24 protein-coding genes are annotated in these 24,597 nt (G+C 60.3%); 10 read left to right on the top strand and 14 right to left on the bottom strand.

The annotated features are described in order from the left end of the window. Positions 1 to 2: 2 nt before the first annotated feature. Complete coding sequence (locus DUT91_RS09860; RefSeq protein WP_114440245.1) at positions 3 to 884, top strand: LysR family transcriptional regulator; 882 nt, start codon at positions 3 to 5, stop codon at positions 882 to 884. Between the two features lie 13 nt (positions 885 to 897). On the opposite strand, the gene rhaI is transcribed toward DUT91_RS09860, so the two are convergent. Beyond that, a complete protein-coding gene (gene rhaI / locus DUT91_RS09855) occupies positions 898 to 2,190 on the bottom strand; it encodes an L-rhamnose catabolism isomerase (RefSeq protein ID WP_114440244.1) in 1,293 nt (430 codons plus the stop codon). Between the two features lie 24 nt (positions 2,191 to 2,214). Beyond that, complete coding sequence (locus DUT91_RS09850) at positions 2,215 to 4,311, bottom strand: bifunctional rhamnulose-1-phosphate aldolase/short-chain dehydrogenase (RefSeq protein ID WP_114440243.1); 2,097 nt, start codon at positions 4,309 to 4,311, stop codon at positions 2,215 to 2,217. A 213-nt stretch (positions 4,312 to 4,524) separates the two neighbouring features. Between DUT91_RS09850 and DUT91_RS09845 the strand changes: the two genes are divergently transcribed. The 7 genes from DUT91_RS09845 (at position 4,525) to DUT91_RS09815 (ending at position 11,764) form a co-directional block, all read left to right on the top strand. Beyond that, positions 4,525 to 5,337: a DeoR/GlpR family DNA-binding transcription regulator gene (locus DUT91_RS09845; protein ID WP_114440242.1), complete on the top strand. Its 813-nt coding sequence runs from the start codon at positions 4,525 to 4,527 to the stop codon at positions 5,335 to 5,337. 50 nt (positions 5,338 to 5,387) lie between these two features. Then, positions 5,388 to 6,383 carry a rhamnose ABC transporter substrate-binding protein gene (gene rhaS, locus DUT91_RS09840; protein ID WP_114440241.1) on the top strand — a complete coding sequence of 332 codons (996 nt, stop codon included), beginning with the start codon at positions 5,388 to 5,390 and terminating at the stop codon, positions 6,381 to 6,383. Positions 6,384 to 6,483: 100 nt separating this feature from the next. After that, on the top strand, positions 6,484 to 8,025 hold the full coding sequence (locus DUT91_RS09835) for a sugar ABC transporter ATP-binding protein (protein WP_200834951.1): 1,542 nt from the start codon (positions 6,484 to 6,486) through the stop codon (positions 8,023 to 8,025). A gap of 7 nt (positions 8,026 to 8,032) precedes the next feature. Beyond that, positions 8,033 to 9,031 carry an ABC transporter permease gene (locus tag DUT91_RS09830; protein ID WP_114440657.1) on the top strand — a complete coding sequence of 333 codons (999 nt, stop codon included), beginning with the start codon at positions 8,033 to 8,035 and terminating at the stop codon, positions 9,029 to 9,031. Continuing rightward, a complete protein-coding gene (locus DUT91_RS09825; RefSeq protein WP_114440240.1) occupies positions 9,028 to 10,029 on the top strand; it encodes an ABC transporter permease in 1,002 nt (333 codons plus the stop codon). Before DUT91_RS09830 ends, DUT91_RS09825 begins: the two co-directional genes overlap by 4 nt. Next, complete coding sequence (gene rhaM, locus DUT91_RS09820) at positions 10,026 to 10,346, top strand: L-rhamnose mutarotase (RefSeq protein ID WP_114440239.1); 321 nt, start codon at positions 10,026 to 10,028, stop codon at positions 10,344 to 10,346. The genes DUT91_RS09825 and rhaM overlap by 4 nt, the downstream gene beginning before the upstream one ends. Positions 10,347 to 10,390: 44 nt before the next feature. Then, complete coding sequence (locus DUT91_RS09815; protein ID WP_114440238.1) at positions 10,391 to 11,764, top strand: FGGY-family carbohydrate kinase; 1,374 nt, start codon at positions 10,391 to 10,393, stop codon at positions 11,762 to 11,764. Positions 11,765 to 11,767: 3 nt separating this feature from the next. Here DUT91_RS09815 and DUT91_RS09810 read toward each other — a convergent pair whose 3' ends face one another. The 11 genes from DUT91_RS09810 to DUT91_RS09755 all read right to left on the bottom strand — a co-directional run bounded on the left by DUT91_RS09810 (position 11,768) and on the right by DUT91_RS09755 (position 22,221). Further along, on the bottom strand, positions 11,768 to 13,051 hold the full coding sequence (locus DUT91_RS09810) for an L-fuconate dehydratase (protein ID WP_114440237.1): 1,284 nt from the start codon (positions 13,049 to 13,051) through the stop codon (positions 11,768 to 11,770). A gap of 79 nt (positions 13,052 to 13,130) precedes the next feature. Next, positions 13,131 to 13,976, bottom strand: coding sequence for a fumarylacetoacetate hydrolase family protein (locus DUT91_RS09805; RefSeq protein ID WP_114440236.1), 846 nt, complete (start codon positions 13,974 to 13,976; stop codon positions 13,131 to 13,133). Positions 13,977 to 14,041: 65 nt separating this feature from the next. Then, positions 14,042 to 14,776 (bottom strand): SDR family oxidoreductase, encoded by a 735-nt coding sequence (locus DUT91_RS09800; protein ID WP_114440235.1) that lies wholly within the window; start codon positions 14,774 to 14,776, stop codon positions 14,042 to 14,044. 22 nt (positions 14,777 to 14,798) lie between these two features. After that, positions 14,799 to 15,251, bottom strand: coding sequence for a MaoC family dehydratase (locus DUT91_RS09795; RefSeq protein WP_114440234.1), 453 nt, complete (start codon positions 15,249 to 15,251; stop codon positions 14,799 to 14,801). Positions 15,252 to 15,259: 8 nt separating this feature from the next. After that, positions 15,260 to 16,327, bottom strand: coding sequence for a Gfo/Idh/MocA family protein (locus DUT91_RS09790; protein WP_114440233.1), 1,068 nt, complete (start codon positions 16,325 to 16,327; stop codon positions 15,260 to 15,262). Positions 16,328 to 16,342: 15 nt separating this feature from the next. Then, positions 16,343 to 16,672 (bottom strand): L-rhamnose mutarotase, encoded by a 330-nt coding sequence (locus tag DUT91_RS09785; protein WP_114440232.1) that lies wholly within the window; start codon positions 16,670 to 16,672, stop codon positions 16,343 to 16,345. A 7-nt stretch (positions 16,673 to 16,679) separates the two neighbouring features. After that, positions 16,680 to 17,792 (bottom strand): mandelate racemase/muconate lactonizing enzyme family protein, encoded by a 1,113-nt coding sequence (locus DUT91_RS09780; RefSeq protein WP_114440231.1) that lies wholly within the window; start codon positions 17,790 to 17,792, stop codon positions 16,680 to 16,682. A gap of 1 nt (position 17,793) precedes the next feature. Beyond that, on the bottom strand, positions 17,794 to 18,891 hold the full coding sequence (locus DUT91_RS09775; RefSeq protein WP_114440230.1) for an ABC transporter ATP-binding protein: 1,098 nt from the start codon (positions 18,889 to 18,891) through the stop codon (positions 17,794 to 17,796). Positions 18,892 to 18,895: 4 nt separating this feature from the next. Beyond that, positions 18,896 to 19,765: a carbohydrate ABC transporter permease gene (locus DUT91_RS09770; protein ID WP_114440229.1), complete on the bottom strand. Its 870-nt coding sequence runs from the start codon at positions 19,763 to 19,765 to the stop codon at positions 18,896 to 18,898. A gap of 1 nt (position 19,766) precedes the next feature. Next, positions 19,767 to 20,660, bottom strand: a complete 894-nt coding sequence (locus DUT91_RS09765) for a carbohydrate ABC transporter permease (protein ID WP_114440228.1) — start codon at positions 20,658 to 20,660, stop codon at positions 19,767 to 19,769. 244 nt (positions 20,661 to 20,904) lie between these two features. Continuing rightward, complete coding sequence (locus tag DUT91_RS09755) at positions 20,905 to 22,221, bottom strand: ABC transporter substrate-binding protein (RefSeq protein ID WP_114440227.1); 1,317 nt, start codon at positions 22,219 to 22,221, stop codon at positions 20,905 to 20,907. A gap of 162 nt (positions 22,222 to 22,383) precedes the next feature. On the opposite strand from DUT91_RS09755, the gene DUT91_RS09750 reads away from it, so the two are divergent. Together DUT91_RS09750 and DUT91_RS09745 are read left to right on the top strand one after the other, a co-directional pair. Then, the gene (locus DUT91_RS09750) at positions 22,384 to 23,163 is read left to right on the top strand and encodes an IclR family transcriptional regulator (protein WP_114440226.1); all 780 of its coding nucleotides are present in this window, start codon (positions 22,384 to 22,386) and stop codon (positions 23,161 to 23,163) included. Between the two features lie 31 nt (positions 23,164 to 23,194). Further along, the gene (locus DUT91_RS09745) at positions 23,195 to 24,043 is read left to right on the top strand and encodes an amidohydrolase family protein (protein ID WP_114440225.1); all 849 of its coding nucleotides are present in this window, start codon (positions 23,195 to 23,197) and stop codon (positions 24,041 to 24,043) included. 1 nt (position 24,044) lies between these two features. Here DUT91_RS09745 and DUT91_RS09740 read toward each other — a convergent pair whose 3' ends face one another. Continuing rightward, positions 24,045 to 24,569, bottom strand: coding sequence for an RNA pyrophosphohydrolase (locus DUT91_RS09740; protein ID WP_114440224.1), 525 nt, complete (start codon positions 24,567 to 24,569; stop codon positions 24,045 to 24,047). Between the last annotated feature and the right edge of the window lie 28 nt (positions 24,570 to 24,597).

The following is a 24,597-nucleotide window of genomic DNA, read 5'->3' as shown; positions in this document are numbered from 1 at the left end:
GCATGAACTGGGACGACATCAGAATATTCCTCGCAGTCGCGCGCGCCGGCCAGATCCTGGGTGCGGCGCGCAGGCTCGGCCTCAACCACACCACGGTAGCCCGCCGGCTCACCGCACTTGAAACCGCCCTTAACACCACTTTGCTGACACGGCGGACCAACGGATCGCAGCTGACGCAGGCGGGCGAGGAATTCCTGCTTTCGGCCGAGCGCATGGAAGCGGAGATGCTCACTGCCCGCTCGCATGTCGGCGATGCCGACGTGGCGATCTCCGGCACGGTCAGGATCGGCGCGCCGGATGGTTTCGGCGTGACCTTCCTTGCCCCGCGCCTTGCCTTGCTCACCGCGCGCTATCCCGATCTCACCATCCAGCTCGTGCCGGTGCCGCGCTCCTTTTCGCTGTCGCGGCGCGAAGCCGATATCGCCATCACGGTGGACCGGCCGGACCAGGGCAGGCTCATCGCGCGCAAGCTCGTCGACTATACGCTGGGGCTTTATGCCCACTCGCGCTATCTGGAGGAACGCGGTGTCCCGCAATCGGTGGAGGAACTGACATCGCACCGGCTGGTCGGCTATGTCGAGGATCTCGTCATGAGCCCATCGCTCAATTATGCGTCCGAGATCAGCCGCGACTGGAAACCGGCCTTTGAAGTGTCGAGCGCGCTCGGCCAGGTCGAGGCGGTGAAGGCCGGCGCCGGCATCGGTATTCTCCACTCATTCATCGCACGCGAGCACGCCGATCTCGTGCCTGTCTTACCGGAACGCCTTATCCGGCGCTCTTATTGGCTGGCTTACCATGAATCGGCACGAACGCTTCGTCGCGTCACCGCCGTATCCGGCTTCATTTCCGATCTTGTCGAGAGCGAGAAAACCCAGTTCGTCTAAGCGTAGCGGCGGATCAGACGATGCCGCCGCTGCCGCCCTTCACCGCCGGACGCTCCTTGCCGACCTTCTGGCGATAGCCGCTGGCGCGATAGGTGGCGACCGGATCGATCGCTCCACCGGCACGCCGGCGTGCCTCGGCGAGGATAGGCTCGACATCCGTGCGGTAGGCCCGTTTCAGCGTTTCCGAGGCCATCAGCGCGTCATTGTCATCCTGATAACCGCTCAGCGCCTGGCGATCCACCAGCAGCGCCTGCGCATAGGCCCGGCGGATTTCGTTGGCGCTGGAAATCAGGCTTTCAATCGGGTCGGTGACATTGTGCGATTGGTCGATCATGTGCGCCGGATGGAAGCCTTTCACGCCGCGATGCTCCGCATCCACCAGCTCGTTGAACACCAGGAACAGCCGGTACGGCTCTATCGCTCCGGCGTCGAGATCGTCATCACCATATTTGGAATCGTTGAAATGGAAGCCGCCAAGCTTGCCGAACTGGATCAGCCGCGCGACGATCATCTCGATATTGGTGTTGGGCGCATGATGGCCCAGATCGACCAGGCAGAACGCCTTTTCCCCCAATGTCGAAGCTATGAGATAATTCGTGCCCCAATCCTGCACCACGCTCGAATAGAAGGCCGGCTCATACATCTTGTGCTCGGAGAAGATGCGCCAATTGTCAGGCAAAGCCTTGTAAATATCGCCCATGGAAGCGAGATAACGCTCGAAACTCCTGGTGAAATTCGATTGGCCGGGAAAATTCGATCCATCGCCGACCCAGACCGTCAGCGCCCTGGAGCCGATGGCCTCGCCGATCTCGATGCACTCGATATTGTGCTCGACCGCCTGCGCCCGCACTGCGGCGTCCACATGGCTGAGCGAACCAAATTTGTAGGAATGCTTCTGATCCGGCGTATCTGAAAATGTATTGGAGTTCATCGCGTCGAAGCTGAGCCCCAGCGCCTGCGCCTTGGCCTTCAGCTCCTTCGGGTCCGCCTTGTCCCACGGGATGTGCAATGAGACGGCGGGCGTTGCACGCGTCAATTGCTGGATGACGCCGCAATCGTCGAGCTTGTCGAAGATGCCGCGCGGCTCGCCGATGCCAGGGAAGCGGGCAAAGCGTGTGCCGCCCGTCCCCACGCCCCAGGACGGAACCGCCACGAAGAATTGCGCGACCTTCGCCGTCACAGCCTCGATGTCGATGCCACGACGTACCAGATTTGCGCCCAATGCTTCATAATCGCTTCTCAGCGCATCCCCGCGCCTGGCATTCTCGTCGGCGACGAGATCGCCTGATATTCTCAGTTCGGACATGGTTCCCTCCCGGATAAGCTGCGATTAGCGCGTGAAGCTCTGCGCGTTCCCTGCATCGACATTGATGATGTTGCCGGTCGATTTGGCCGATGCATCGGATGCCAGGAAATAGATCGCCTCGGCAATATCCTCCGGAAAAACGTTCAGCTTGAGAAGCGAGCGATTGCGGTAATGCTCCTCCAGGTCGGTGACCTCGATCCTGGAGGACGCCGCGCGCTGTTCGCGCCATTCGCCGTTCCATATTTTCGAGCCGCGCAGCACCGCATCCGGATTGACCGTGTTGACGCGGATGCCCGCATCCGCACCTTCAAGCGCGAGACAGCGCGCCAGATGGATTTCGGCGGCCTTGGCCGTGCAATAAGCGGATGCGCCTGGCGAAGCGGCAAGGCCGTTCTTCGAGGCGACGAAGATCACATTGCCGCCAAGCTTCTGGCGGCGGAACAGCCGGAAGGCCTCACGCGAAACGAGGAAATAGCCGGTCGCCAGAATATCGATATTGCGGTTCCACATCGAAAGTTCCGTCGCCTCGACAGGCGCAGAAGATGCAATCCCCGCATTCGACACCAGAATATCGAGCCCACCGAACTCCACCACCGTTTCCGCAAAGGACGCGATGACGCCCGTCTCGTCGGTGACATTGAGCACGACGCTGCGCACCACATCGCCGCCGAAGCGCCTGGCGAAATCCTCATGAGCACTTTTGAGCGATTCCGCATCGATATCAGCAAGCACGATGCAGGCGCCCTCGCCTGCCAGCCGCTCTGCCGTTGCCCGGCCAATGCCGCCCGCCCCGCCGGTTACGAGCGCGATCCGGCCAGCCAGGCTCTTCGGCTTCGGCATCCGCTGGAGCTTGGCCTCTTCGAGAAGCCAATATTCGATATCGAAGGCTTCCTGCTCCGGCAGGCCCTGATATTCGGAAACCGACGATGCGCCGCGCATGACATTGATGGCGTTGACGTAGAACTCGCCGGCGATCCGCGCCGTTGCCCTGTCGCGGGCAAAGGACAGCATGCCGACGCCGGGAACGAGGAAGATCACCGGGTTGGGGTCGCGCATCGCAGGTGAATTGGGGTGCTTGCACGCTTCGTAATAGCGCGTGTAGTCCGCGCGGTAGTCTGCAAGCGCCTTTTCCAGTCCCGCCACCACCGCATCCACATCCGGCTTTGCCGGATCGAAATCAATGACCAGCGGACGGATCTTCGTGCGCAGGAAATGGTCCGGACAGCTCGTGCCAAGCGCCGCCAGCGGACGCAGATCGCGCGAGTTGACGAATTCGAGCACGGCGGCCTGATCGTCGAAATGGCCGAGCTTGCGCTCGCCCCTGCCGATCATGCCGCGGATCTCCGGCATCAGTCGTGCGGCAACAGCACGACGCTCGGCAACATTGAGGCTCTCGGCAACGCCGCCACCGAATGCCGCCTTGCCCTCGGACTTTTCCGCCAGCCAGCGGATTGCCTTGTTGATCACATCAAGCGTCAGCTCATAGCAGGCCTTGGCATCGTTGGCCCAGGTGAAGAGACCATGGCTTTCGAGTACCACGCCCTTGGCCTGCGGGTTCGCCCTGACGAAGGCTTCGAGGTCCAAACCGAGCTGAAAGCCCGGACGCCTCCACGGCAGCCAGCCGATCTCGTCACCAAATATCTCCTTCGTAAGCTCGCGGGAGTTCTTCGAAGCAGCAATAGCAATGATGGCATCGGGATGCATGTGGTCCACATGCGCAAAAGGCACAAAGCCGTGCAGCGGCGTGTCGATGGAAGCGGCGCGCGGATTGAGATTGAAGGTGCAATGTGGAAGAAAGCCGACCATGCGGTCCTCATCCTCGACACCCCGGTAAATACCCTTCAACGCTTCAAGCTTGTCCTGATAGAGCGTCGCGAAGCCATCGAGCTTGATCGTGCCGACATCGCCGCCCGAGCCCTTGACCCAGAGCACCTTGACCGGCTCGCCAGTCAGCGGGTCTGTTTCCGTCACCTTGGCGGACGTATTGCCACCGCCATAATTGGTGATGCGCTTGTCGGCACCCAACAGATTGGAGCGATAGAGCAGTTTGCCGGGCTCATCGAGGCCCGCCGCCTGTCCATCATCCCAACGATTATCAAGAAGCCGAATCTGGGCCGCCATGTCATCCTCCCGATCGCATATTGTTCACGCATATTCGCTTGGGCGGAAGCTTGATCCACCCGTCTCGTTGGGCGCAGATATGGCGCAAGCAGACTTTCACTGTCAATCGGAAACAATCAAAAATGATCATGGCGCATCGCAATATGAAAATTCATGATCGAATATGATTGACAAGCTCAACCGAGTTGCGGGATAGAAAAAGCAGGAGGAACCATGCACGAGCGCGAACGCCACCGCATCATCCTGAGCGCTGTTCAGGAAAAGCCGGTCGTCACCATTCAGGATATCGTCGAGCTGACCGAGGCATCGGAAGCGACAATCCGCCGTGACATCGCCGCGCTGCATGTGCAGGGCCGCCTTCGCCGTGTGCGCGGCGGCGCGGAAGCGGTGCATCCGCCCCAGCTGGCGAACCTCGCCGGCCGTCCATTCCGTGTTTCTGAATCCGAGAACATTGACAAGAAGCGCGCGATTGCGCGGGAGGCCGTGGCGCTTTGCGAGGAAGGCGACGCTGTCATCATCAATGGCGGCACGACGACATTCCAGATGGTGCATTATCTTAGCAGCCGCCGCCTGCAGGTGCTCACTAATTCCTTCGCCATCGCCGAGCATCTGGTCAAGCATTCCAAGAGCACGGTCATCGTGCCCGGCGGCGCGATCTATCGCGAGCAGAGCCTGATCCTTTCACCCTTCGACAATGACGTGACGCGCAATTTCTATGCGCGCCGCATGTTCATGGGGTCCCAGGGCATCGGGCCGCTCGGCGTCATGGAATCCGACGCGCTGATCATCCAGAGCGAGCAGAAGCTGATCAACCAGGCGGACGATCTGGTGCTGATGGTCGATTCGACCAAGTTCGCCCGCCGTTCGAGCCTGATCCTGTGCCCGCTCACGCGGGTGACGACAATCATCACCGATGACGGTGTTTCCGACGCCGCGCGGCGCATGGTGGAGGATGCCGGCATCCAGCTGATCGTGGCGCAGACCGCTGCAACGGCGAAGAAGGAGGATTCCTCTTCCGTCGCATGAACGCGACGGAAGAGGTGCGACTAGTTTTTAACCAAGGGAGGAATGCAGACATGAATTTGTTGAAGAAACTGGCGCTCGGCGCTGGCTTGGCCGTGGCGATGATCGCCTCGCAGGCACAGGCCGAACCGATGAAGATCGCCCTCGTCGTCAAATCGCTTGGCAACGGCTTCTTCGAGGCCGCCAACAAGGGCGCACAGGAAGCCGCCAAGGAACTGGGCGATGTCGAGATCATCTATACCGGCCCGACCACCACGACGGCGGAAGGCCAGATCGAGGTCATCAATTCGCTGATTGCGCAGGGCGTCGATGCCATCGCCATTTCCGCCAACGATCCGGACGCCGTCGTGCCGGCGCTTAAAAAAGCGGCCCAGCGCGGCATCAAGGTCATCTCGTGGGATTCCGGCGTCGCGCCTGCGGGCCGCATCATGCACCTGAACCCGTCGTCGAACGAGCTGATCGGCAATATGTGCCTGAAGCTCGCCGCTAGCCATCTGCCTGATGGCAAGGGCGACTTCGCCATTCTTTCGGCCACCACCACCTCGACCAACCAGAACACCTGGATCGAGGAAATGAAGAAGCAGCTGCCGAAATATCCCGGGCTCAATCTCGTCACCACCGTCTATGGCGACGATCTGGCCGACAAGAGCTACCGCGAAGCGCAGGGCCTCCTGACCTCGCATCCGAATGTCAAGGTCATCGTAGCTCCGACGACCGTCGGCGTGCTCGCCGCTGCGCAGGCCGTCAAGGACGCCGGCAAGATCGGCCAGGTCTATGTCACAGGCCTCGGCCTTCCCTCCGAAATGGCGGGCGCGATCAAATCAGGCGCGACCAAGGAATTCGCCATCTGGAACCCGATCGACCTCGGCTATACCACGACCGAGATCGCCTATCATCTCGTCAAGGGCGATGCCGACGGCAAGCCCGGCACCGAAATCGATGCCGGCCGCATGGGCAAGATCAAGATCGGCGAAAACGGCGAAGCCGCTATGTCCGATCCCTTCATCTACAACGCTGAGAACATCGACGAATTTTCGAAGGTGTTTTGATCCAGTCACCCCTGCAGCTTCGGCTGCGGGGGTTTACTCCCCTTCTGTCCGGCTGGACAAGAGGAGAGTGAATCCAATGAAAACCGTTCAGGTCCAGATAATGAACTCAGCCGTCCAGACGCCCGTACAGGAAATGGTCTATCCGGTTTCGCCGGTGGCCCCGCTCCTCGAAATGCGCGGCATCTCGAAATCATTTCCCGGCGTCCGGGCGCTGGATAATGTCAATATCGCGCTTTATCCCGGTACGGTGACGGCGCTCATCGGCGAGAACGGCGCCGGCAAGTCGACGCTCGTTAAGATCCTCACCGGCATCTACCAGTCGGACGAAGGTGAAATCCTTGTAGACGGCAAACCGGTTACCTTCGCCACCGCTCAGGACGCGACCGATCATGGCGTCACCGCCATTCATCAGGAAACCGTGCTTTTCGATGAATTGTCCGTCGCCGAAAACATCTATCTCGGCCATGCGCCGAAAACCAGGCTCGGTTTTGTCGACTGGAAAGCGCTCAATGCGCGCTCGCTGGCGCTCCTGCATTCGCTGGAGACGACGGTCGATGTGCGGGCGAAGCTCAAGGAACTTTCCATCGCGCAGCGCCATCTCGTCGCCATTGCGCGCGCCCTTTCCGTCGATGCGCGCATCGTCATCATGGACGAACCCACCGCCGCCCTGTCGCGCAAGGAGGTGGACGACCTTTTCCAGATCATCGAGCGGCTTAAAAACCAGGGCAAAGCGATCCTTTTCATCAGCCATAAATTTGATGAGGTCTACGAGATCGCGCAGAACTATGCCGTCTTCCGCGATGGCCGCGCTGTCGGCCACGGCGCCCTGACGGATGCGAGCCAGAACGAAATCGTGCGGTTGATGGTCGGCCGTTCGGTCGATAAGGCCTTTCCCAAGGTCGACGTGCCGCTGGGCAAAACCGTGCTCAAGGTCACGAACTATTCGCACCCGACCGAATTTCGCGACATTTCCTTTGAACTGCGGCGCGGCGAGATCCTTGGTATCTACGGCCTCGTCGGCGCGGGTCGTTCCGAATTCTGCCAGTCCCTCTTCGGCGTGACGCGTCCCTCCGGCGGGAGCCTGACGCTCGAAGGCCGCGAGATCACGATCCGCTCGCCCCGCGATGCCATCGCTCACGGCATCGTTTATGTACCGGAAGAGCGCGGGCGCCACGGCACCGTTTCGCAAATGCCGATCTTCCAGAACATTTCGCTGCCCTCTCTCTCACGGACATCCCGCGCGGGCTTTCTGCGCGTCGCCGAGGAATTTGCGCTGGCGCGCCGCTATGCCGAGCGCTTCGACCTGCGCGCCGCCGCCCTCTCCGTTCCCGTCGGAACCTTGTCCGGCGGCAACCAGCAGAAGGTCGTCATCGGAAAATGGCTCGCCACCCAGCCCAAAATCATCATCCTCGATGAGCCCACCAAGGGCATCGACATCGGCTCCAAGGCTGCCGTCCACGCCTTCATCAGCGAGCTTGCGGCGGAAGGGTTGAGCATCATCATGGTTTCATCTGAGCTGCCTGAAATTCTTGGCATGTCCGATCGCGTCCTCGTCATGCGCGAAGGACTGGCTGCAGGCCTCTTCGACAGGCAATCGCTCGACGCCGAGACGCTGGTGCGGGCGGCGACGGGCAATGCGTGAGACCAACATGAACCGAATATTGAAACACCGCGAAATTCTGCTTTTCGGCATCATCGCCATCCTCGTGGCGGGCTTCTCCAGCCGCGCGCCCGGCTTCGCCGCGCCCAGGAACCTCGCCGGCATCTTCAACGACACCTCGATCCTCATCATCCTGGCCCTCGGCCAGATGGCGGTGATCCTGACCAAATCCATCGACCTCTCGGTCGCAGCCAATCTCGCCTTTACCGGCATGGCAGTGGCGATGCTCAACGCCGCCCATCCCGAACTGCCACTGGCCGTGCTCATCGTCATAGCCATCGGCATCGGCGCGTTCCTTGGCGCGATCAACGGCCTGTTCGTCTGGAAGGTCGGCATTCCACCCATCGTCGTCACGCTCGGCACACTCACCATCTATCGCGGCATGGCTTTCGTTCTTTCGGGTGGGGGCTGGGTCAACGCCCATCAGATGACGCCGGTCTTCTTGAACACACCGCGCCATGTATTCCTCGGCCTGCCCATTCTGGGCTGGGCGGCGGTCGTAATCGTGGTCCTCATATACATCATGATGAACCGGACCTTCTTCGGCCGCGCCCTCTATGCCTCGGGCGGCAATCCGACCGCCGCCGTCTATGCCGGCATCGATGTCGGGCGCACCCGCTTCTTCGCCTTCGTGCTCTCCGGTGCTCTGGCCGGGCTCTGTGGCTATCTCTGGGTATCGCGCTATGCCGTCGCCTATGTCGATATCGCCGCCGGCTTCGAACTCGACAGTATCGCGGCCTGTGTCATCGGCGGCATCTCGACGCTCGGCGGTATCGGTACGGTTGTGGGCACTGTGCTCGGCGCGCTGTTCCTTGGTGTCATCAAGAACGCCCTGCCTGTCATCAACATTTCGCCCTTCTGGCAGATGGCGATTTCAGGCGCGGTCATCATCCTCGCCGTCATCTTCAACGCCCGTCAGGAAAAGCGGCGAGGCCGCATCATCCTGCGCGACAAGGCGGCCAAGACCTATCAGGAGGCCACGGTATGAGCGCCGTACAGGAAAAGCGTCACATTCCCGACCGGCTCGGAACCTCGTTCACCCGGCTGTTTTCGAGCTGGGAAGTGCTCCTGCTCGCTGTAGCAATTGCAATCTTCATCGCCAATTCCTTCGCCTCCCCCTATTTCCTCAATGTCTGGAATCTGTCGGACGCCACCTTCAACTTCACAGAAAAGGCGATGATCGCCTTCGCCATGGCGCTGCTGATCATATCGGGCGAGATCGACCTGTCGGTCGCCGCCATCATCGCGCTCGCCTCCACCGCGATGGGCGCCGCCGCCCAGATCGGCATCGACACGCCAGGCCTCGTCTGCATTGGAATCAGCGTCGGGCTCCTTGCCGGCGCCTTCAACGGCTTTCTGGTGGCAGGGCTGGGGCTGCCCTCCATCGTCGTCACGATCGGCACGATGAGCCTTTTCCGCGGCATCTCCTATATCGTGCTGGGCGATCAGGCCTATGGCAATTACCCTGAGAGTTTCGCCTATTTCGGCCAGGGCTATGTGTTCTGGGTCTTCTCCTTCGAGTTCGTGCTGTTTATCCTCTGCGCGATTGCCTTCGCCGTCCTGCTGCATGCCACCAGCTTCGGGCGGCGCGTCTATGCCATCGGCAATAATGCGTTCGCCGCGCGCTTTTCCGGCATCCCAGTCGAGCGCGTGAAGTTCATCCTGTTCCTGCTGACCGGCTTGATGAGCGGCGTCGCTGCCGTCTGCCTCACCTCGCGGCTCGGCTCCACCCGCCCGTCGATTGCACAGGGCTGGGAGCTTGAAATCGTCACCATGGTCGTGTTGGGCGGTGTCTCGATTCTGGGCGGCTCCGGCACCATCGGCGGCGTGGTCATCGCCGCCTTCGTCATGGGTCTCGTCACTTTTGGCTTGGGACTTCTCAACGTGCCGGGCATAGTCATGTCGATCTTTATCGGCCTGCTGCTGATCATCACCATCTCGCTGCCGATCATCATCCGGCGTATCAAACCCGGTAAAAGTGCATGAAGACAGAAAAATATGCCTTCAAGATGCGGCTCAACCCAGGCATGGAAGCCGAGTACAAGCGCCGCCACGACGCGATCTGGCCGGAGTTGGTGGACCTCCTGCACGATGCGGGCGTATCTGACTATTCCATCCATCTCGATCCGGAGACCAACACGCTTTTCGGCGTGCTGACGCGCCCAACCGACCACCGCATGGCGGCGCTCCCCGATCATCCCGTGATGAAGAAATGGTGGGCGCACATGGCCGACATCATGGCGACGAACCCGGACAATTCGCCCGTTCAATCCGAGCTCGTGACGCTATTCCATCTTGCTTGAGTAGGGTTGTTGATGAAATCGCTAGGCGCGCCAGTGTTTCCATTATGAATTCCCCCTCGCATATCGCCGTCCTCGATATCGGCAAGACCAACGCCAAAGCCGTCATCGTCGACGCATCGACCGGCAGCGAAATCGCCGTGCGCACCACGCCGAACCGCGTGCTGTCAGGCCCGCCCTACCCCCATTACAATATCGACGGCCTATGGCGCTTCTTCCTGGATAGCCTCGCCGAATTCGCCCGCAGCCCCGGCTTCGAGGCTATCTCGATCACCACCCACGGAGCATCAGCGGCCCTTCTTGGCGAAAATGGCCTCGCCATGCCGGTTCTGGACTATGAGCACATCTATCCAGACGATATTCGCGAATACTATGCCGCGCTTCGTCCCGGCTTCGATGAAACTGCGTCGCCTTCACTCTCAGGCGGCCTCAATCTCGGCGCGCAGTTGCACTATCAGAAGACCGCATTTCCCGATCTCTTCGCCAAGGTGCAAACCATCCTCACCTATCCGCAATATTGGGCGTGGCGGCTGACGGGCGTCGCCGCCTGCGAGGCGACCTCGCTTGGGTGCCACACCGATCTCTGGAACCCGCACACCGGCTCCTTATCCTCGCTTGTCGATAGGCTGGAAATCGGGGCTCTATTGGCCCCGTTGCGCTCCGCCTTCGACCCGCTCGGCTCCATCTTGCCGGAAATCACCTTGGAGATCGGTCTCAACACACCAGTCGCCGTCCATTGCGGAATCCATGATTCCAACGCCTCGCTCCTGCCGCATCTCATAAGGCGCAAGCCGCCCTTCGCGGTCGTCTCGACCGGAACATGGGTGGTGATCTTCGGCGTCGGCGGTCACGCGGGCAAGCTCGATCCCGACCGCGATACGCTCGTCAATGTCGATGCTTACAGCCGCCCCGTTCCCTCCGCCCGCTTTATGGGCGGGCGCGAGTTCGAACTGTTAGTGGAGGGCTGTGGGCCGCTCGATTCTGGACAAGCTGAGAAAGCGCTGCCGGATATCCTGCAGAACCGGCTCATGGTGCTGCCAAGCGTGGTTAGGGGATCTGGCCCCTTCGCTAGCCGCGAGATGGCTTGGCTGAGCACGGAAAACCTCACACCCGCCCGACGCCACGCGGCCGCTTCGCTCTACGCCGCGCTGATGACAGATGTGAGCCTCGGCCTCGTCGGCGCCGATGGACCAATCCTTGTCGAAGGTCCTTTCGCCCGCAACCGCATTTACCTGGCCGCACTCGGCCGCCTCACGGGGCGCGACGTGCTGGCGCTGCCCGGCTCGACAGGCACCAGTCTCGGTGCAGCCATGCTCGCCGGTATGCAACCGGAAGCAAGCGCGCCCGAGCCCAATGATTTCACCATGCCCGAAACATTCGCCTCCTATGCACGGGAATGGCGGAACCTCGTCAGCGGATAGCGCTTACTCCGCCCCGCGCCACTGATACTGCTCGATGGTTGCGGGCTTCATCTCAATCGAAAAGCCGGGCAGCGACGGCGGCATATAGGCCGCGTCGCGGATCACGCAGGGATCGATGAAATGCTCGTGCAGATGATCGACATATTCGATTACCCGGCCATCTTTCGTGCCCGAAACGGCGATATAATCGATCATCGAGAGATGCTGCACATATTCGCAAAGGCCGACGCCGCCCGCGTGCGGCCAGACCGGCAGGCCATACTTGGCGGCGATCAGCAGCACGGCCAGCACCTCGTTCAATCCGCCCATGCGGCATGAATCGATCTGCACGATATCGATCGCGCCTTCGGCAATAAACTGCTTGAACATGATGCGGTTCTGGCACATTTCGCCGGTGGCGACCTTTACCGGATGGATCGCCTCGCGGATCTTGCGGTGGCCGGCGATATCGTCGGGGCTGGTCGGCTCCTCGATGAAATAGGGATTGCAGAAGGCGAGCTTCTTCACCCAGTCGATCGCCTGATCAACTTCCCACACCTGGTTGGCGTCGATCATCAGGAAACGATCGGGGCCGATCGTCTCGCGGGCGATGGTGAGACGGCGAATATCGTCTTCGAGATCGCGCCCGACCTTCATCTTCACATGGTTGAAGCCGGCATCGATGGCTTCCTGGCAAAGTCTCTTCAGTTTCTCGTCGGAATAGCCGAGCCAGCCGGCCGAAGTGGTATAGCAGGGATAGCCCTCCCGCTCGAGCTCGGCGATCCGCTCCGCCTTCCCGGCCTCGGCCTTCTCCAGGATGGCGAGCGCCTCTTCCGGCGTCAGCACATCGGTCAGATAGCGGAAATCGACGATCTTGACGATCTCCTCCGGCGTCATCTCAGCTACCAGCCGCCAGACCGGTTTTCCCGCCTGCTTGGCCAGCAAGTCCCATACGGCATTGACCACGGCGCCCGTTGCCAGATGCATCGCGCCCTTGTCCGGTCCGATCCAGCGCAACTGGCTGTCACCCGTCAGATGATGCCAGAACCGGCCGGGATTCCTGCGGATGCTTTCCAGATCCTGCCCGACGACGAGATGCTTCATCGCATTGATGGCGAGGCAGCATATTTCATTGCCGCGCCCTATGGTGAAGGTGAGCCCATGGCCCGCCAGCCCATCCTGGTCGGTATCGAGGATGACATAGGCTGCGGAATAATCGGGATCCGGATTCATCGCGTCCGATCCGTCGAGACTTTGCGATGTCGGAAAACGCAGATCGAAAACGCGAAGATCTGTAATGCGGGTCACGGGAGAACCTCTTTACGTGAATATATTGGTTTTTCACCCCCCTGCCCTGCAGGACCAAGGGGGTGCTATCGCTGAAGCGCTAAATATCAGCCTTCACATTCTGCTTCTGGCTGCCGAGCCCTTCGATACCGAGCTCGACCACATCGCCTGCCTTGAGATAGCGGGGCGGCTTCATGCCCATGCCGACGCCTGGCGGCGTGCCAGTGGAGATGATGTCGCCGGGATGAAGCGACATGAACTGGCTGAGATAGGAAACCAGATGGCGCACGCCATAGACCATGGTCTTCGTCGAGCCATCCTGCATGGTCTCGCCATTGACCTTGAGCCACATCGCCAGATTCTGCGGGTCAGCCACTTCGTCCTTGGTGACGAGCCACGGGCCGGTCGGGCCGAAAGTGTCACAGGATTTGCCCTTGGTCCACTGCCCAGCGCGCTCCGTCTGGAAGGCGCGCTCGCTGACATCATGCAGCACGCAATAGCCGGCGACGTAATCCAGCGCGTGCGCCTCGCTCACATATTTGGCGGTCTTGCCGATGACGATGCCGAGTTCGACCTCCCAGTCAGTCTTTTCGGAACCCCGAGGAATGACGAGATCGTCATTCGGGCCAACGATGGCCGAGGTCGCCTTCATGAAGATGACGGGCTCCGGCGGCACTGCCAACCCGGATTCGGCGGCATGGTCGGCATAGTTGAGACCGATGCAGATGAATTTGCCGGTCCCGGCGACGCAGGGGCCGAGGCGCGGATTGCCGAAGACGAGCGGCAGGCTTTCCGCATCGATCTCGCCAAGCTTGGCCAGCGCATCAGGCGCAAGCGCTGCTCCGGCAATCTCGTTCACGTGTCCCGAAAGATCACGCAGCTTGCCGTCTTTGTCCAGAAGGCCCGGCTTTTCGTTTCCAGCTTCGCCGTATCGCAGCAGCTTCATGTCATGTCTCCTCGGATGGGTTTCTTTCTGTATGGGAATGTTCAGGACATGCCTGACGAGCAGACCTAGTTGGTCCAACCGCCGTCGATGACATAAGCCTGGCCTGTCGTATAGGTCGCGCCGGCAAGATAAACAGCGAGATCGGCGATTTCTTCCGGCGTTCCGAGCCGCCCCATGGGCTGGCGGGATATGAAGGCGGCGCGGGCCGCCTCATAGTCGCCTTGCGAGCGCATGCGCTCTTCCAGCGACGGGCTCTCGACCGTGCCCGGGCAGATCGCCATGCAGCGTATGCCCTGCCCGACATAGTCGGCGGCCACGGATTTCGTGAGCCCGATAACCGCCGCCTTGGTGACGCTATAGGCAAAGCGGTTCGGCACGCCCTTGATGCTGCTCGCCACAGAAGCCATGTTAATGATCGCCCCACCGCCATTGGCGATCATGCCCGGCAACACGGCGCGGATGGTGCGCACCATCGAGCGCACATTGAGATCGACCGCGAAATCGAGATCCTCATCCTTCATCTCCAGGATGGAGCCGGAATGAACGAATCCGGCGCAGTTGAACAATATATCCACCGTCCCGATCTCTGCTGCAGCCAGCGTTACAGCAGCCGTATCCAGCACATCCAGCCTACGCGTCGAAATACTGGGCTCGTTGGCAAGCGCGTCGAGCGCCTTCTCGTTGATGTCTGTGGCATGCACCGTTGCGCCTGCACGCGCGAAGGCAAGCGCCGTCGCCTTGCCGATACCCTGCCCGGCAGCCGTTATCAAAACCGTCTTGCCCTTGAATTTGTCGCTCATTTCAATTCTCCGCAAACTTTCATCATGCCTTGTCCCTTCGCTCGACCACCAGGATATGATCGGCGGCAAGAACCACCTCGCCGCGCTGGTTGATCACCTCACACCGCTCGACGACACGGCCCGCCCCCGAACGCTTGGGATCATCCCCCTTGGCGGCAATGGTGATGCAGGTGTGGATCGTGTCGCCGATGAAAACCGGCCGTACAAAGCGCAGGCGATCATATCCATAGGAGAAAGCCACCGGATTGATAAGGCTCGCAGTCAATCCTACGCCGATCGAAAAAACCATGGTGCCATGTGCCACACGCTGGCCGAACGGCGTCGTTTTGGCGAATTCCGCGTCCATGTGATGCGGAAAGAAATCCCCGGTATGTCCGGCATGAACGATGAAATCCGTCTCCGTGATGGTGCGGCCCGTAGTGGTGCGCACGGACCCAAGCTCATAATCTTCGAAATAGATCGATTGTTCCGCCATTCTATGCCTCACGGTCTGGGGTCGAGCAAGGTTGCAGGCAGCGCACTCGACCGATAAGCGCTTTCTACGAGTGCCATAGTATTCCAGGCATCTTCCACGGAACTGACCAGTTCCTGGTCCTCGCCGGCGGCAAAGCGCTGCAGGTTGGCCATGCGTCCGACGAAGGCGTCTGGGAACCAGGCGCCATGGAGTGGCACCGCCCTCCAGCTCTCACCGCCCTTGGGATAAATTTCCAGTACGTCCGGCTCGCCGCGCGGATAATCGAGATTGACGCCGAGCTTCACATAAGCCGCGCCCTCGGTGCCGCAAATACGGAACTCGCAAGCCTGGTATTTGCGGCCGAACTTGTGGTCGTGATTGATCGAAAGCGAGCAGCGCACCGTATCGCCATAGTCGAGGATAGCGCTGGTGCGCGTCTGCGCCACTTTATGGTTCGGATGTCCTAGCGTCTTGGCGTGAACACCCTTGGGATCGCCGAGAAGCTGGCGGACCAGATCGAGGTAATGGATCGAGTGCATGGCGATCTCGACACGCGGCAGACCGTTGAGAAACGGCCAGAGCTGCCACGGCGTATCCAGCGCCAGCCAGGCGTCGAAATCGATAATCTCACCTAGCCAACCCTGATGAATAGCATCCTTCAGCGCCAGCATCATCGGCGCGAAGCGCAGCTGGAAGTTGACCGCCGCGATGAGCTTCTTTTCACGGCAGACCGACAGTATCTCCCTTGCCTCGTCCAGCGTGTTGCCCATCGGCTTCTGGATGAGCACCGTCGCGCCATCAGGCAATGCTCTTAGAGCCTCGGCGTGACGCCCCGGCGGTGTCGCCAAGTCGAACACGGCATTCTCCACGGCCGCCGCATCGGCAAGCGAGGAAAACGCTTTCACATTCCAGGCATCGGCCAGCCTGCGCGCCTTTTCCAGGTCGGGATCGAAAAGGCCGGCAATCGGAAAGCCGCCCTTCCGATAAGCCGGATAATGCGCATCGCCGACGATGGAGCCGGCGCCGAACGTCACGATCGGGCGCAGGTTGGCCGGCAGTGGCCAGAACTGAACGAGGGCTGTGGGATCAAAGGTCATCGAAACGTCCGATCATCAATCAAGATGAAAAACCTCGTCCATCATAGCCCACCATTCCCCCTCTTTGCGGGTCGAAAACGGTACTTGGCAGGGCATGCAGACCGACCACCATTCTTGGTTCTTCGGATCGGCAGCCATCTTCGCCATGTCGGCGGCAAAATCGGTTCCATGGTATTCCCAATAGCCGAAGAGCAGGTTCTCCGGTTCTCGCAGGAAGATCGAATAATTGCGGATGTTACACTTCGATACCAGCGCCAGAACCTCTGGCCAGACCGCCGTGTGAAGGCGCTTGTATTCGGCGATCTTCTCCGCATTAAGACCGATGACCATCCCCATTCGCTGCATGATGACCTCAAGCCCTCATTTCTGTCGTGAACTCGGGAATGCTGCGTTTGTTCAGCGCCTCCCAGTCCCAATCGATGCCGATACCCGGCGCATCCGGCGCGACCGCATGGCCGTTCTCGATACGCATCGAACTCTGCGTCAGATCGTCGAGCTGCGGGATATATTCGACATATTTCCCGTTTGGCACGGCGCAGGCAAGGCTCACATGCAGCTCCATCAGGAAGTGCGGGCAGACCGGAATATCGAAGCTTTCCGCCAGATGGGCCACCTTCAACCAAGGCGTGATGCCGCCGATGCGCGCGACATCCACCTGCACAATGGAGCACGCGCCCTTCTGCATATATTCGCGGAAATGCCGGATCGAATAGAGCGATTCGCCCACCGCGACCGGTGTGTTCGTCGTCCGCGAAAGCCTGATATGTCCGTCGATATCATCGGCGGGAAGCGGCTCCTCCAGCCAGGCGAGATCGATATCGCGCAAGACATGCGCGCGCCGGATCGCTTCGTCGAGCGTGAAGCCCTGATTGGCGTCGGTCATGATTTCGAAGCCGGAACCAAGCGCATCGCGCATGGCTGAAAGCCGGTCGAGATCTTCCGAACCATGCGGACGGCCGATCTTCACCTTGGCGCCGCGAAAGCCCTTTTCCCTGGCCGCAAGCGCATCCTCGACCAAGGCCTGCTTCTCGATATGCAGCCAGCCGCCCTCCGTCGTGTAAAGCGGGCAGCGGTCTTTCGCTCCGCCGGCAAGCTTCCACAAAGGCAGGTTTTGCTTCTTCGCGCGCAAATCCCACAGCGCCGTATCGATGGCCGCCAGCGCCAGCGCGGTGATCGCGCCGACCGTCGTGGCGTGCGTAGCGAATTCCAGCTTGCGCCAGATCGCCTCGATCCGGTCCGCATCCTCATTCAGGATCCGTGGCACAAGATGGTCGGACAACAGCCGCATGACGGACGAGCCACCCGTGCCGATCGTATAGCTATAGCCGGTCCCCGTCGCACCATCGGAATCAGTGATCGTGACGATGGGTGTTTCCTGGCTGACAAAGCGCTGGATGGCGTCCGTGCGCAACGTCTTGGGCGGCAGATCCACCATGCGCAATTCGACTTTTTCAATTCTAGCCATGTCAGCCCCGCAAGGTCCGGCCCGTCTCGGTAGAGAACAGATGCGCCTGCGACAGGTCGAGGCTCATCGTCACTTTTTCTCCCATGGCCAGAGGTCTGGGGTTGAGCATTCGGGACATCCATTCTTGGCTGTTGAATTCGACCGTCACCAGCGTCTCGTTGCCCATCGGTTCGGTAACAGAAACCGGCAGGTCAAGCCGCTGAATATTGGCGGCATCGGACGAGGAAAGACCGTGCCCGGTCGGGTAGAAATCATCCGGCCTGAGCCCGAAAACCACCCTCTGCCCCGCCGTCACCTTATCGCGAAACTGCACTGGCAGCGGCAGGCTCTCGCCAGAGGCGAAGACGAGCTTGCCGTCATCGACCGTTGCCTCATCGAGATTCATCGGCGGCGAACCGATGAAGCCTGCGACGAAGCGCGTGGCGGGAAAGCGGAACACGTCGTCGGGTGTGCCAATCTGCTCGATATGGCCGTCGCGCATGATGACGATGCGATCGGAAAGCGTCATCGCCTCCACCTGGTCATGCGTCACATAGATGGTGGTCGCTTTCACCTTGGCGTGCAGCTTCTTGATCTCGGTGCGCATCTGGGTGCGAAGCTTGGCGTCGAGATTGGAAAGCGGCTCATCGAAAAGGAAAACTTCTGGCTGGCGCACGATTGCGCGCCCCATGGCGACGCGCTGGCGCTGACCACCGGAAAGCTGCGAAGGGCGGCGCTCCAGCAGCGGCGTCATATCGAGAATGGTCGCCGCAGCCTGGACGCGCTCGTCGATTTCCTTTTGCGGGCGCTTGGCGATCTTCAGCGAGAAGCCCATGTTCTCGCGCACCGTCATATGCGGGTAGAGCGCATAGGACTGGAACACCATCGAGATATTGCGCGCCCTGGGCGGAAGGTCGTTGACCACTTTACCGCCGATTTCCAGCGCGCCGCCGCTGATGTCCTCGAGGCCTGCGATCATGCGCAGCGTGGTCGATTTTCCGCAGCCGGACGGGCCGACCAGCGCCACGAATTCTCCGTCGCGCACATCGAGATCGATGCCATGCACGACTTCGACGGTGCCGTAACGTTTGACGATTTTCCTAAGCGATACGGTGGCCATATGACTATCCTTTTACCGCACCGAAGGTGAGGCCGGAGACCAGATGTTTCTGGATGATGAAGGTGAGGATCAGCGCCGGCACGATCATGACGACGGCAAGAGCGCACATGCCGCGCCAGTCGATGGTGAACTCAGCGGTGTAATCGAGAAGCCCGACGGGCAATGTCTTGGAGTTGACCGACCGGGTAAGCTGCGATGCGAGCGCATATTCGTTCCACGAGGTGAGAAAAGCGAAGATGCCCGCAGACGCGATGCCTGGACCCGCCAGCGGGAACTCCACCTGCCAGAAGGCCTGCCAACGGGTGCAGCCATCGATCTGCGCTGCTTCCGCCAGATCCTTCGGTACCTGCCGGAAGAAGCCGTCGATCAGCCAGATGGTGAAGGGCACGTTGAGCGCGACATAGGTCAGGATCAGCCCGAAATGCGTGTCGATAATGCCGATACGCGCATAGATCATGAACAGCGGCAGCGACAGGGCGATGCCCGGCACCGCGCGTGTCAGCATGAAGCCGAGGAAGACCGCCGATTTCGCCTTGAAGCGGTAGCGCGCGAAGGCATAGCCGCCCGCCATTCCGATGGCGAGCGCAATTACCGTCGAGGTGACGGAGACAATGATGGAATTGCGGAAATAATCCCATACCGGCACGCCGCCCTGCCCCATGCCGCTGAACATGGCGCGATACGCGTCGAGTGACAATTGCGTCGGAATCCACACTGGCGGCTTCGCCATGATCTCTACCGTGGGGCGCAATGAACTGAGAATGATCCAGATGCCCGGCAGGCAGATCACCAGCATCGCCAGAAAGAGACCGAGGAGATGAATGACGCTCAAGGCCCGGCGCTTGACGCGGTAGAAGCTATTGCTGCCTTCCATCTTACCACTCCGCTCCGATTTGCTGGCGCGCGGCGGCCAGTTTTCTGAAAAAATACACGGTGAAAAGGATGGACAGCAGGATCGAGACATAGGCCATGGCATTGGCCATGCCCATCCGCGCATCGCTATAGGCCGTCCGGCCGATCAGGGTCCACAAAAGCTCGGTGCGCCCCGCCGGACCGCCATCCGTCATGATTTTGACGATGTCATAGGCCCGCGCCACGTCGAGCGAGCGGATCGTCATGGCGATGAACGCGAACGGCATGACAAATGGCCAGGTAACGTAGCGGAAGGTCTGCCACGGCGTGCACCCATCGACCCGCGCCGCCTCCACCGGCTCCTGCGGCATGGCGAGCAGCCCGGCGAGGATGAGGATCGCGAAGACGGAGGTGGACGACCAGACCTCGGCGACGATGATGGAGAACATCGCCAGATTGCCGTTGATCAGCCACGGAATTGCCTGGTCTGTGAGGCCCAGCGACTGCAGCGCGTTGTTGACGAGGCCGATATTGTCGTTGAAGAGAAACTTGAACTGGAAGCCGACGAGAACGGGCGAGAACATCATCGGAAACATCATCAGCGTGCGCAAGAGCCGCTGCCCCTGTGTCGCCTTGTTGACCAGCATCGCCAGTCCCAGCCCCAGCAGCATTTCGGCATTGAGTGCGATGGTGAGAAGCAGGACGGTGCGCCCGAACGCCACCCAGAAATCCCAATTACTCAGCACGCTGACGTAGTTGCGGATGCCGATAAACGTCCATAGCGTATCGGGCCGCGTCAGCCGAAATGGCGTGAAGCTTGAATAGAAGGAAAACAGCAGCGGCACTACGATGACCGCAACAAGCACGATGATCGCGGGCAGAAGGAGAAGAACGGGAGCGGGAAGTCTGGATTTCATCGAATACACTGCCTGCGGATACTCTGGATTTAAATAGAAACGTCGGCGGGACAGCGCCCCCTCTGTCCTGTCGGACATCTCCCCCCGCAAGGGGGAGATCAGCTATCAGTTCCGCTTTCGCAAATCGTCCACCGCTGCAGGACAAGCCGTCATCAATGTCAGCCGATCTCCCCCCTTTGCGGGGGAGATGTCCGGCAGGACAGAGGGGGGCGCGCCCCGTGTTCCGTCAAAAGAGGAACTGCTCCTACAGCTTCCCGGCATCCTCGAGGATAGCCGTGGCCTTCTTGGCGGCATCGTCGAGCGCCTCTTTCGAGGTCTTATCGCCCAGGATCGCCGCCTGTAGTTCCGGATAGACCGCATTGGAAATCTCGATCCATTCGGCCAGCGGAGGCACCGGGAAGGCGTATTTCGCCGCTTCCTGGAATGTCTGGAGCACATCGGTGCGATAGGGATCGCCCTTTGCCTGTTCGATATTATACTCCCAAACGGCGATGCGGGTTGGCAGCGGGCCAGCGGCAGATTCAAGTTTCTGGCTATCCTCATTGGTCAGCCACCAGACGAGCGAGGCCGCCGCTTCCTTGTTCTTGCAGGCTTCCGTCACGGAGAAACCGTGGAAGCCGGACCAACCCGTGCGCTTGCCTGAGGAGCCTTTCGGTTGCACCTTGACGGCGACATTGCCGGCGACCTTCGAGGTCTTGGGGTCGTTGAAGAAGCTCGCCCAGCCCGGCCAGTCGAGATTGAGCGCTATCGAGCCCGAGGCAAATCCTTGTCCGAGATCGTCCCAGAGATAATTGGTGGTCCCTGCCGGAACAGCTTTCGCCTTGTAGAGATTGACGAACCAGTCGAGCGCCCGCACACCGGCCTCGGAATTGAAGGCTGGCTTGCCGTCGGCGTCGATATATTCACCGCCATCGGCAACCAGCATTTCATAGAACCGGCCGTTGATCGCCTCTTCCTTGCCCGCGAATTGCGTGCCGTAGAATGTCGGCGGGTTGCTGAAGAATTCGGCCTGCTTCGCTACCTCGTCCCACGTATCCGGCGGCACCAGATCCTCGCCATACTTCTCCTTGTATGCCTTCTTCTTTGCCTCGTCCTGATAGAGGCTTTTCTGGTAATAAAGCGCCGAGACGTCGAACTGCGCACGCGGCAGCATGACGAGCTTGCCGTCGAGCGTCGCCGCCTTGATGACAGAAGGAACGAAGCCGTCGATCTCCCCTTTCGGGATATAGGCCGTCAGATCAGCGTAAATACCTGGATATTGCGGGGCGAAGGATGAGTGGTTCGACCCCACACACCAACTCAGGCTGTTGGCCGCGATGTCGGACTTAATTTCCTTGTCGAGCTCGAAATGGTTTTTCTTGGAAAGAATGTTGACCTTGGCGCCGGTCAGCTTTTCCCATTCGCCGATGCGCTGGTAGAGCGCCTCATATTGCTGACCGCCAATCAGCTTGGCATCAATGGTTTCTCCCTCGAACTTGCCGGGCAAATCCTGAGCCGATGCGCCCATACCGGTCGCGATAACAACGGCTGCTGCCGAAGCGGCAGTAAGCAATCTCTTCATGATTTCCTCCCTTGGGCGAGACCGCTCCCTGATCCCCGCCAGCGTTCTTGCAAACCTTCATTCATATGCAAACATTTAATTTATCAATCGTCAAGCAACGAAATTGCTTTTCGCGAAAAGCTCCCTTCGTATATGAGTGAGTAAATTTACAGGAGAGAGAGCATGACCGATGACGAGGACAGCGAGCGATACCGTGCGCCGGCGCTTGACAAGGGGCTGGATATCCTGGAACTGCTCGCCGGCATTGATGGTGGCCTGACGCAGGCCGAGATCGCCAAGGAGCTCGGCCGCAGCCCGAACGAATTCTATCGCATGCTCGACCGGCTGGTGCGCCGCGGTTACGTCACACGGCTTGACGGCGACCGTTTCTCGCTCACCCTGAAGCTGTTCGGCCTGGCGCAGTTGCACGCGCCGGTTCGCCGCCTTGCCTCCTATGCCACACCGATCATGCGCGAACTGGCGATGAAGACCCGTCAGGCCAACCAGCTGGCGGTATTCGACCGCGGCGCGGCCGTGGTTATTGCCCAGCAGGAAGCGCCCGACTATTGGGGCATCTCGATCCGGGTCGGCTCCCATATCGGCCTTTTCAACACCGGCTCCGGTCACGTGCTCCTCGCCTTCCGGTCACCGGAGGAACGCGCCATGATGATCTCGGAATATGAACGTCAGGCGGATGACACAGTTCAGCCGTCGGATTTCGATGCGCGCCTCGATACGATCCGCGAGCGCGGCTATGAAATTATGGCCAGCGCCCAGACAGCGGGGGTCTATAATCTTTCAGCCCCGATCCTGGCGCCCGACGGGCGAGCGCTGGCCGCTCTCACCTGCCCCTACATCACCCTCGTCAACGCACCGAGCGCACCCGATATCGGACAGACAACCGAGCTCCTGGTAAAGGCGGCAAAAGCGCTTTCGGAGCTCGCGGGCACGCAGACATCCTGAATAAATACAGGAAATTTTGGGAGGAGCGACCATGTTCATAGACACACATCTGCATATCATCGACCGGCAGGCGCTCGCCTATCCCTGGCTCGCCGGCGTCCCGGCTCTCGATCGGGATTTCCTTTACAGCCAATATGCACAGGAAGCCGAACGGGTCGGCATCAAGGCTGCGCTCCACATGGAGGTCGATGTCACCCCTGGAGAAATCGCTGCCGAGACCAACTATATCCGCGGCCTTTCAGCCGCACCGGGCAACCTGATCATCGGCGCGATCTCCTCCTGCCGTCCGGAAGAAGAGAATTTCCCGGCTTTTCTTGAGCGCTGCAAGGCCGATCCCTTTATCAAGGGGTTTCGCCGCGTACTGCATGTCATGCCCGACGATCTTTCCGAGCAGGCGCTGTTTCGCGAGAATGTGAAGCGGCTCGACGGCAGCGGATTTACCTTCGATCTCTGCGTCCTACCGCACCAGATCCCGCGTGCCGCTACACTTGCCGATCTGGCCCAGGGAACACAATTCGTGCTCGATCATTGCGGCGTTCCGGCCATCGCCGCGCATGAACAACACCCGTGGCGCGAAAATATCGCCGAAATCGCCCGGCGCCCCAATGTCATCGCCAAAATCTCCGGTGTCGTCGCCTATGCCGATGCGGAAAGCTGGAAGATCGACACGCTCGCGCCCTATGTCGAACATGTCGTCGGCTGTTTCGGGTGGGACCGCGTCGTCTGGGGCAGCGATTGGCCCGTCTGCACACTCGGCGGCGGGCTTTCCACATGGGTCGCCGCTACCCACGCGCTCTTCGCTGGCGCCAGCGAAGACGAGCGGCGCCGGCTCTTTTCGGAAAATGCGCAAAAACTCTGGAAACTGGAATTGCCGGCCTGAATTATCCCGCCAGATGCCGGAACGTTGCGACGACTTTTTCATAAAGGCCCCGTTTGAAGGGCACGATCAGCGACGGCAATTCCTCCATCGGCTTCCAGGCCCATTCATCGAATTCCGCCGTGTGCCCTTGCGGCGGCGGATTGATGGCAATCTCGCTTTCATCGCCCTCGAAACGATAGGCGAACCATTTCTGCGTCTGGCCCCGATATTTGCCCTTCAGCGCCAAGCCGACGAGATGCGCCGGCAAATCATAATGAATCCAGTCCGGCGCTTCGGCGAGAAGCGACACCGTGCGCATTCCGGTTTCCTCATAGAGTTCGCGCCGCGCTGCCGGCTCCGCATTCTCTCCCTCATCGATTCCCCCTTGCGGCATCTGCCAGAGCTGCATCGCCCCGTCCATCTCGTCGCCCGGGATGATGATACGCCGCCCGGCCCAGACGAGGCCATCGCGGTTCAGCACCATGACACCGACACAGGGACGGTAAGGCAGTGTCTCGGGATCTACCACACCCTTGTTCTTCTTCATTCAAAATCTCCACCGCCAAATCAGAGCC

This window comes from Paramesorhizobium salinisoli, from assembly GCF_003335045.1.
Lineage (GTDB): Bacteria > Pseudomonadota > Alphaproteobacteria > Rhizobiales > Rhizobiaceae > Paramesorhizobium > Paramesorhizobium salinisoli.
This window is presented reverse-complemented; position numbering and strand designations above follow the sequence as displayed.

What these genes read in the sequence shown, in the direction of transcription:
- DUT91_RS09860 (WP_114440245.1), top strand. Translation starts at nt 3, where the DNA reads ATGAACTGGGACGACATCAGAATATTCCTCGCAGTCGCGCGCGCCGGC.
- rhaI (WP_114440244.1), bottom strand. Translation starts at nt 2,190, where the DNA reads ATGTCCGAACTGAGAATATCAGGCGATCTCGTCGCCGACGAGAATGCC.
- DUT91_RS09850 (WP_114440243.1), bottom strand. Translation starts at nt 4,311, where the DNA reads ATGGCGGCCCAGATTCGGCTTCTTGATAATCGTTGGGATGATGGACAG.
- DUT91_RS09845 (WP_114440242.1), top strand. Translation starts at nt 4,525, where the DNA reads ATGCACGAGCGCGAACGCCACCGCATCATCCTGAGCGCTGTTCAGGAA.
- rhaS (WP_114440241.1), top strand. Translation starts at nt 5,388, where the DNA reads ATGAATTTGTTGAAGAAACTGGCGCTCGGCGCTGGCTTGGCCGTGGCG.
- DUT91_RS09835 (WP_200834951.1), top strand. Translation starts at nt 6,484, where the DNA reads ATGAACTCAGCCGTCCAGACGCCCGTACAGGAAATGGTCTATCCGGTT.
- DUT91_RS09830 (WP_114440657.1), top strand. Translation starts at nt 8,033, where the DNA reads ATGAACCGAATATTGAAACACCGCGAAATTCTGCTTTTCGGCATCATC.
- DUT91_RS09825 (WP_114440240.1), top strand. Translation starts at nt 9,028, where the DNA reads ATGAGCGCCGTACAGGAAAAGCGTCACATTCCCGACCGGCTCGGAACC.
- rhaM (WP_114440239.1), top strand. Translation starts at nt 10,026, where the DNA reads ATGAAGACAGAAAAATATGCCTTCAAGATGCGGCTCAACCCAGGCATG.
- DUT91_RS09815 (WP_114440238.1), top strand. Translation starts at nt 10,391, where the DNA reads ATGAATTCCCCCTCGCATATCGCCGTCCTCGATATCGGCAAGACCAAC.
- DUT91_RS09805 (WP_114440236.1), bottom strand. Translation starts at nt 13,976, where the DNA reads ATGAAGCTGCTGCGATACGGCGAAGCTGGAAACGAAAAGCCGGGCCTT.
- DUT91_RS09800 (WP_114440235.1), bottom strand. Translation starts at nt 14,776, where the DNA reads ATGAGCGACAAATTCAAGGGCAAGACGGTTTTGATAACGGCTGCCGGG.
- DUT91_RS09795 (WP_114440234.1), bottom strand. Translation starts at nt 15,251, where the DNA reads ATGGCGGAACAATCGATCTATTTCGAAGATTATGAGCTTGGGTCCGTG.
- DUT91_RS09790 (WP_114440233.1), bottom strand. Translation starts at nt 16,327, where the DNA reads ATGACCTTTGATCCCACAGCCCTCGTTCAGTTCTGGCCACTGCCGGCC.
- DUT91_RS09785 (WP_114440232.1), bottom strand. Translation starts at nt 16,672, where the DNA reads ATGCAGCGAATGGGGATGGTCATCGGTCTTAATGCGGAGAAGATCGCC.
- DUT91_RS09780 (WP_114440231.1), bottom strand. Translation starts at nt 17,792, where the DNA reads ATGGCTAGAATTGAAAAAGTCGAATTGCGCATGGTGGATCTGCCGCCC.
- DUT91_RS09775 (WP_114440230.1), bottom strand. Translation starts at nt 18,891, where the DNA reads ATGGCCACCGTATCGCTTAGGAAAATCGTCAAACGTTACGGCACCGTC.
- DUT91_RS09770 (WP_114440229.1), bottom strand. Translation starts at nt 19,765, where the DNA reads ATGGAAGGCAGCAATAGCTTCTACCGCGTCAAGCGCCGGGCCTTGAGC.
- DUT91_RS09765 (WP_114440228.1), bottom strand. Translation starts at nt 20,660, where the DNA reads ATGAAATCCAGACTTCCCGCTCCCGTTCTTCTCCTTCTGCCCGCGATC.
- DUT91_RS09755 (WP_114440227.1), bottom strand. Translation starts at nt 22,221, where the DNA reads ATGAAGAGATTGCTTACTGCCGCTTCGGCAGCAGCCGTTGTTATCGCG.
- DUT91_RS09750 (WP_114440226.1), top strand. Translation starts at nt 22,384, where the DNA reads ATGACCGATGACGAGGACAGCGAGCGATACCGTGCGCCGGCGCTTGAC.
- DUT91_RS09745 (WP_114440225.1), top strand. Translation starts at nt 23,195, where the DNA reads ATGTTCATAGACACACATCTGCATATCATCGACCGGCAGGCGCTCGCC.
- DUT91_RS09740 (WP_114440224.1), bottom strand. Translation starts at nt 24,569, where the DNA reads ATGAAGAAGAACAAGGGTGTGGTAGATCCCGAGACACTGCCTTACCGT.